Here is a 7,658-nt window from a genome sequence, read left to right as displayed (position 1 = left end):
TAACCCACCTTGCCCGCCGTGATGTCGGCATCGGTCAACAGGCGGTCGGCCTGGCCGCTCACCTTGAGGGTGTCCCCGGCCTTGGCATCGCCCGGCAGGCTCACTTCCACGTCCACCTTGCCGCTGATCTCGGTGTGGCTGATGGTACCGTCGTTGTTCACGTCTTCGGTGATGACCACGGTCGGCGCACCGGTCGCCTCGGTGTCGGTGGCCGCGCTGTCGCTGCCTCCGGTCCCCTTGTTGCCCGCCTGGTCGGTGTAGCTGTTCTCCTTCACGGTCACGCTGGCGGTGCCAGTGAAGTTCGCATCCGGAGTGAAGGTCGCGGTCCAGGTCTTGCCGCCATCGGAGGTGGTCAGCCCGGTCACGGTGCCGCCCACCACGGTCAGATCGCCCAGCTCGAACCCGGTCACCTTCTCGCTGAAGGTGAAGGTGACGTCGCTGGTTTCGCCCACGGTTAGCTGGTCGTCGGCGATGTCGACCACCACGCTCGGACTCTGGGTGTCGACGCTGTAACCCTCGGTATCGGTCACGGTGGTGCTGTTGCCCGCCGCGTCGGTGGTGGTGACCTTGGCGTCGATCACCTTGTCCCCATCGGCCACCAGGTCGCTACCCGGCACATTGATGCTGAAAGTCTTGTCGGCCAAGACCAGACCGGTGAAGGCCTTGCCATTGACGGTCAGGGTGACGGTGTCGCCCTCTTTCACGTCGCCACCCACACGACCGGTCACGGCGATGTCCTGCTTGGACTCGGCCGCGTTGATCACGTCGTCAGGGGTGATGTTGCCATCCAGGGTGATGCTGGCATCCGGTGGCGTGGTGTCGAGCAAGGTAGTGTCGTCGGTGGCGCTGGCCGGGTTGCCCGCCGCGTCGGTAACGCTGGCCACCACGGTCAGGTTGCCATCAGCCAGCCCGCTCAGATCGGCGCTGGTCTGGTAGTTGCCATCGGCATCGGTGACGGCAGTGACTGTCACGCTCTTACCGGTGGCATCGCTGATCACCAGGGTCACGGTACGACCCGGGCCAACATCGGAGGTGCCGCTGATGGGCGTGTTGGCCACATTGGCCGCGTTCACGTCATCCAGGCTCACCGTGATGTTCGCCGTGGTGTCCACGCTACCATCGTCGCTCGACGTGCCTCTGTTGCCAGCAGGATCAGTCACGCTGGCCGTCACGTCATAGCCCCCATCCGGCAACGGTGTCACGACATCCGCGCTGTAACTGCCATCCGGTTGTACCGTGGCGGTCAGAGTCTGCTGATTGCCATTGGCATCGGTCACCGTCAGGGTCACCGTGCTGCCGGGGACGGCGTCCGTGGTACCCGTGATGGTCGGGGTGTTGTCATTGGTATTGTCCGGTGCATTCACCGTCACGGTCGGGGCCGTAGTGTCCACGCTGCCATCATCGGTCGCGGTGCCGGTGTTGCCGGCCGGATCGGTCACGGAAGCCGTCACCTGATAGCCCCCTTCGGCCAGCGGTGTGGTGACATCCACGCTGAAGCTGCCATCCGGTTGTACCGTAGCGGTCAGGGTCTGCTGATTGCCGTTGGCATCGGTCACCACCAGGGTCACCGTGCTGCCAGCGGGGGCATCCGTGGTACCGGTCAGGGTCGGCGTCCGATCGTTGGTGTTGTCGGGGGCAGAGACGGTGATAACGGGAGCGGTGAGGTCGACCAGCTCATCCTCACTGCTTTGCACATCCACCAGCGGCGCCGCGTCAGCCGGGTTCGCACTGTCAAAGCCTGCGCTGGAGATGGTTGCATCACCGGTACGATCGATAGTGACGAAACCGCCGTTGCCGCTGGCACCAGCCACCCCCCCCGCATTGCCTGCGGCCGGGGCTCCACCCGCCGCCGACGCCTCGAATGCCTTGGTGGGGTCGGTTCCGTCCAGAATCGCTTGCTGCAAGGCTGCGATGTCATCGGGTGTCCCCGCGTTCGCCAGCACGGCGTCACCCTGTTCGGGGCGCTCGCCGGAACCCAGGGTGAACGTGGTCTCCCCTCCCTGGAAGCTGGCCCCTTCGGGCGCAAGCAATACCGCATCCTTGGGCAGTACATCGCCTTCTGCAACGAGTCTCTGGCTCCCGTCGGCGGCGACCAGATACATTTTGCCTTGCAAGTGGGTAACGACGACATCCTGATCCAATACGATGCGCTGATTGCTCATGGTTTCTCCTGAAATATCGAAGGGCATATTGCTCCAGCCTCCAATGTGCCCGTTTATCAGGCCATAAACCAGTGAGAAAAATCGAATGAACAGACCGAAATGAAGCCGGGTTTCGGGGTGAAAACGAAGGGACGCCTAAGATGAATAAAATTAATTAAATCAATAGCATCAATTGTGACAAAACGAAGACGGGAGCCTCATCGGCTCCCGTCTCGTGAGGTGTCAGACACCGGCCCAGAGCAGGATGGCCAGCAGCTGGGGCGAGATGATCCGCAGGAACATCACCAGGGGGTAGACGGTCGCGTAAGAGAGTGCGCTGGCACCACTGGTGGGGTGCATACCGTTGGCAAATGCCAGAGCGGGAGGATCCGTCATCGAGCCGGCCAGCAGACCGCACAGCGTGAGGTAGTTGAGCTTGCCATAATGGCGTGCCAGCACACCCACCAGCAGCAGCGGGATGAGGGTGATTGCCACACCGTACATCATCCATGCGGGACCGTCGCCGTTGATCAGGGTGTCGATGAAGCCAGCCCCGGACTTGAACCCCACCACCGCCAGGAAGAGCACTATGCCTATTTCCCGCAGCGCCAGGTTGGCGCTCGGCGGCATGAACCAGTAGAGCTTGCCGATGCTGCCGATACGAGACAGGATGAGCGCCACCACCAGCGGTCCCCCTGCCAGCCCCAGCTTGAGCGCCGCCGGGAATCCCGGCAGGTAGAAGGGAATGGATCCGAGCAATACCCCCAACCCGATGCCGATGAAGACGGGCAGCATCTGCACCTGCTGCAGTTTCTGCTGCACATTGCCCACCACGCTGGTGACCGCCTCGATGGCATCGAGCCGCCCCACCAGGTTCAGGATGTCACCGAACTGCAGACTGGTCTGACTGGTCGGCACCAGCTCGATGCCGGCCCGATTCAGGCGCGAGATGACCACATCGTATTTCTGCTTGATGTCGAGATCGCGGATCCGCTTTCCGAGCACCTGCTCATTGGTGACCACCACCCGCTCAACCCGCAGATCGGTCCCGCGGGTGGAGAGGGAGGTGTCTACCTCCTCTCCAAGCACCAGCAGCACCTTGTGCAGGGCATGGCGCTCCCCCACCAGGTGCAGCAGGTCGCCAAGTTCGATGCGCGAGTCGGGCTTTGGCACCATCAGCTCGTCGCCACGCTTGAGGCGGGAACAGATGACGTCCGCCTCGTCCAGACTCGGGATCTCGCGGAGCATCAGGCCATGCATATTGGGATTGCGCACGGCAATGTTGATGGTTTGCAGACTCTCCTTGGTTTTGCCAGCCTGCTGCTCGAAAGCAACCGCCTCCTCCTCGATCTTGATGTGGAAGAACATCCTGATGAGCCACATGGTGAGCAGGATGCCGCAGATCCCGAACGGGTAGGCCACCGCATAGCCCATCCCCATCAGGCCGGTGGATCCAGGATCCGCCCCGAGCTCCGCCAGGATCTGCTGGCCAGCCCCCAGGGACGGGGTATTGGTCACGGCCCCGGAAAAGACCCCGAGGATCACCGGCAGCGGTACATCGAACAGCTGGTGCAACGCTGCCGCCACCAGGCAGCCGAGCAGAACCAGCAGGGCCGCGAAGCCATTGAGCTTGAGGCCCGAACTGCGCAAGGAGGAGAAAAAGCCGGGACCAACCTGGATGCCTATGGTGTAGACGAACAGGATCAGGCCGAATTCCTGAATAAAATGAAGTGTTTGCTCATCCAGCTTCAAGCCGGACAAGCCGGCGAAGTGGCCCACTATGATGCCGCCGAACAGCACCCCGCCGATACCCAAACCCACGCCATAGACTCGCCAGTTTCCCAGCCAGAGCCCCAGCACTGCCACCAGCGACAGCATGCTGATGGAAAGCGCGATCTCACTCATCGTTTGCATCCTTTCCAAACTGAACTGGCACTAGCTTGTCAGCAAACGAAGGGGGCAACTGTGGGGCGCCGCACGAATTCAGGCTTTCATGAGCACAAAAATACCAACTAAGGGTTAGCCATCAGATGTAGCCATAAATGGCCATGAAGTGGCACAGACTGCCCCCCAGCACAAACAGGTGCCAGATGGCGTGGTTGTAGGGAATGCGCTTGGCCACATAGAAGATCACTCCCAGGCTGTAGATGAGACCACCCAGCCCCAGCAGCAGGAGCCCGGTACCATCCAGATGCAGATAGAGCTGGTAGATGACCACCAGCGACAGCCAGCCCAGCATCAGATAGGTAAATAGCGACACCTTCTTGAAACGATTGATGAAGATCAGCTTGAACACGACCCCCGCCAGGGCCAGCCCCCAGATCACCACCATCAGTCCTTGCGCCAGCGGTGTATCGAGCGCCACCAGCAGGAAGGGGGTATAAGTGCCGGCGATCAGCAGATAGATGGCGCAGTGATCGAACAGCTTGCTCCAGCGTCTGGCAGCCACCGAGCTCACGCTGTGATAGAGCGTCGAGGCGAGATAAAGCAATACCAGGCTGGCACCGTAGACGCCGTAGCTCAGCAGTACCCTGGGCCCCTGATCCCACCCCTTGTGCAGCAGCAAGACCAGTCCCAGTCCGCCCAGCAGCAGCCCCAGCCCATGGCTGAGGCGATTCGCCCACTCTTCCCGTGGGGAGTACCCCGTCACATCCATCATTACCTCCAACCCATTACCGGCCCACTCTAGCGGCCGATGTTTCAGGCTACAAGCGTTAGCTGAAAATAAAGACGCGAGGAGAGGGAGGGCCAGAGATGGCTGTGCCCCCCGCCCCTTTGGTGTATGCTCTGCCGCCGACGCCGCCCATGCGGATGGCCGCGTCTGCCCGACAATCTGGTCTGGAGAACCCGATGAAGCTCACTGAACTGTTTACACAACCGGATCCTGATTTCGGCAAGGCCATGACGGCCCTGCTGGAGCATTTCCATCATTCCGACGACAGTCAGGCCCCCTATCAGCGGGGCAGCTTCACCCACCAGCTCGATCAGTCGTGCATGCCCGCCATCGGCATCTCTCCCCGGGACTATCTGGCACGGCTCACCACCCTGGTACCCGGGGCATCGCACCTCACCTCTCCCCGCTACATGGGACACATGACGGCACCGCTGCCGGCCTTCACCGCCGAGCTCTCCCGGCTCTTGGTGATGCTCAACCAGAACCCGATGAAGATGGAGTCCTCCCGTTTGCTGAGCTTTCTGGAGCGGGAAGTGCTGGCCAAGCTGCACCGTCTGGTCTACCGCGAGGACGACGTCTTCTATGCAGCCCATATGCATGCCAAGGATGCAGCCCTCGGCGTCATGACCAGTGGCGGTACCATCGCCAACGTCACCGCCCTCTGGCTGGCTCGCAACCGGGCCTGTGGCGACAACCTGTTCGCCCTCGCCGAGCAGGGCTATCGCGGCGCCGTCATTCTGGGCTCGCGGCTGATGCACTACTCCTTCGACAAGGGGATGGATCTGCTGGGACTCGGGGCTCGCAGCGTCTGGCGTCTCGACACAGACGAGCACAATCGGCTCAGTCTGGCGGCACTGGAACAGGCCCTTCAACAATGCAGGGAGCAGAAGCTCAAGGTGCTGGCGCTGGTCGGCGTGGCTGGCAGCACGGATTTTGGCTCCGTCGACCCGCTGCCGGAACTGGCCGCCATCGCCCGGCGCGAGCAAATCCACTTCCACGTGGACGCGGCCTGGGGTGGCCCGACCCTCTTCTCGCCCCGCTATCAGGGATTGCTTACGGGGATAGAGCACGCCGATACCGTCACCCTTGACGGTCACAAGCAGTTGCTGGTCCCGCTCGGTACCGGCATGCTGCTCTGCCGCCAACCGGACCTGATGATGACGGTGAAGCGCGAGGCTCCCTACGCCATCCGCGCCACCTCCTTCGATCAGGGGCGCTTCACTCTGGAGGGGACCCGTCCCGCCAACGCGCTCTATCTGGATGCCGCCTTCCAGATGCTGGGACAGCAGGGTTATGCCCAACTCATCGACGCCAACTACGACAGGGCGCGGCGAATGGCAGCGCTCATCGACGCCAGCCCCGCCTTCGAGCTGATGTCGGCACCTGTCATGAACCTGCTCTCCTACCGGTGCATTCCGCCCCACCTGCAAGGTCAGGTGCCCGATATGGCGGCCAACGAACAGATCAATCTCTTCAACGTCGCCCTGCAAAAAGCCCAGCGCGCCGAAGGGCACAGCTTCGTCTCACGCACCCAGCGTGCAGTCTCCTGCTATGGCGAGCAACCGCTCACGCTGCTGCGCGCCGTCCTGCTCAACCCCCTCATCGAGGAAGCAGACATACGCGCATTGCTGGACGATCAGGTGCGCCTTGGCAACCAGATTGCCAGCCAGCTGTTCGAGTAACCCGCCGCCCCGGGAAGGAACTGCCTGCAGAATGGACGGTCTTATTCATTTGCCGTTGTCTGACGGGCAGGTACACTGAGTGAAATTTTGAGGTTAGAGCCCAGCATGAAGCAGTTTATCGAGTTCATCCCCCTGATCGTCTTCTTCGCGGTCTACAAGTTTTACGACATCTACACCGCCACTGGCGCCCTGGTGGTCGTCACCGGCCTGCAACTCCTGTACAGCTGGCTTCGCTATCGCCGGGTCGAGAAGATGCAGTTGTTCACCTTCGTGCTGGTCGGTTTCTTCGGCGGCCTCACCGTCTTCTTCCACGACGATGCCTTCATCAAGTGGAAGGTGACCGTCATCAACATGCTCTTTGCCCTCGCCCTGCTCATCGGCCGCTATGGCTTTGGCAAGAACCTCATCAAGCAGATGCTGGCCAAGGAGCTCCAAGCCCCCGACCGGGTCTGGGACAACGTCAATCTCGGCTGGGTCGGCTTCTTCACCCTGTGCGGTCTGCTCAACCTCTACGTGGCCTTCAACCTCTCCCAGGAGATGTGGGTCAACTTCAAGGTGTTCGGCCTGCTGGGCATGACCCTGGTCTTCACCCTGCTCAGCGGCGTCTATCTCTATCGCCACATGCCGGCCGAGCAGAACGCAGAACAGAAAAAATAACCGCAACCAGAAAGGGATTGTTCCATGTGGTATCTGATCTACTCCGAAGATGTCGCGGGCAGCCTGCCCCAGCGCAAGCTGGCACGCCCTGCCCACCTGGCCCGCCTGCAAGCCTTGCAGGATGAGGGCCGCCTGCTGACGGCCGGCCCCAACCCGGCCATCGATGCCGAGGATCCGGCCGATGCGGGCTTCACTGGCAGCACCGTCATCGCCGACTTTGCCAGCCAGGCCGACGCCCAGGCCTGGGCCGATGCGGACCCCTATGTCGCGGCGGGGGTCTACGCCAGGGTGACCATCAAACCGTTCAAGAAAGTCTTCTGAGCCCATCAAGGCTGACAAGAAAAAGGCCGGACACTGTCCTAATGCCAGTCAGTTAAGCCTGACTGGCATTGTTTTTACTAGGTTTTCTCGTCGCATACTTCTGTGGTTTGGCTTTGATGCACCTTGGGTAACTTCGTTCTCGGCGGGCGGGTAACTTGAACTGCTCTGCCTGTTTGTCCAACT

Annotated in this window: 6 protein-coding genes; 3 read left to right on the top strand and 3 right to left on the bottom strand. The window is 61.6% G+C overall.

Going from position 1 to position 7,658, the window contains the following annotated elements; translation table 11 throughout:
* From J9892_RS22590 to J9892_RS22580, 3 genes are all read right to left on the bottom strand, one after another.
* On the bottom strand, positions 1–2,162 hold a 2,162-nt coding region (locus tag J9892_RS22590), incomplete at its 3' end, for a retention module-containing protein (RefSeq protein ID WP_210539083.1).
* A gap of 222 nt (positions 2,163–2,384) precedes the next feature.
* Positions 2,385–4,046 (bottom strand): putative transporter, encoded by a 1,662-nt coding sequence (locus J9892_RS22585; RefSeq protein WP_010675535.1) that lies wholly within the window; start codon positions 4,044–4,046, stop codon positions 2,385–2,387.
* Positions 4,047–4,167: 121 nt separating this feature from the next.
* Positions 4,168–4,800 (bottom strand): hemolysin III family protein, encoded by a 633-nt coding sequence (locus tag J9892_RS22580; protein ID WP_039041319.1) that lies wholly within the window; start codon positions 4,798–4,800, stop codon positions 4,168–4,170.
* A gap of 191 nt (positions 4,801–4,991) precedes the next feature.
* Between J9892_RS22580 and J9892_RS22575 the strand changes: the two genes are divergently transcribed.
* From J9892_RS22575 to J9892_RS22565, 3 genes are all read left to right on the top strand, one after another.
* The gene (locus tag J9892_RS22575) at positions 4,992–6,497 is read left to right on the top strand and encodes an aminotransferase class V-fold PLP-dependent enzyme (RefSeq protein ID WP_210539081.1); all 1,506 of its coding nucleotides are present in this window, start codon (positions 4,992–4,994) and stop codon (positions 6,495–6,497) included.
* A 105-nt stretch (positions 6,498–6,602) separates the two neighbouring features.
* Positions 6,603–7,154, top strand: coding sequence for a septation protein A (locus J9892_RS22570; RefSeq protein ID WP_039041321.1), 552 nt, complete (start codon positions 6,603–6,605; stop codon positions 7,152–7,154).
* A gap of 24 nt (positions 7,155–7,178) precedes the next feature.
* Positions 7,179–7,475 (top strand): YciI family protein, encoded by a 297-nt coding sequence (locus J9892_RS22565; RefSeq protein ID WP_010675539.1) that lies wholly within the window; start codon positions 7,179–7,181, stop codon positions 7,473–7,475.
* Positions 7,476–7,658: the final 183 nt, after the last annotated feature.

The sequence above is a fragment of the Aeromonas sp. Prich7-2 genome (assembly GCF_017939255.1).
Lineage (GTDB): Bacteria > Pseudomonadota > Gammaproteobacteria > Enterobacterales > Aeromonadaceae > Aeromonas > Aeromonas caviae.
Note: the sequence above shows the minus strand (reverse complement) of the source record. Positions and strands in the feature narration are given on the sequence as shown.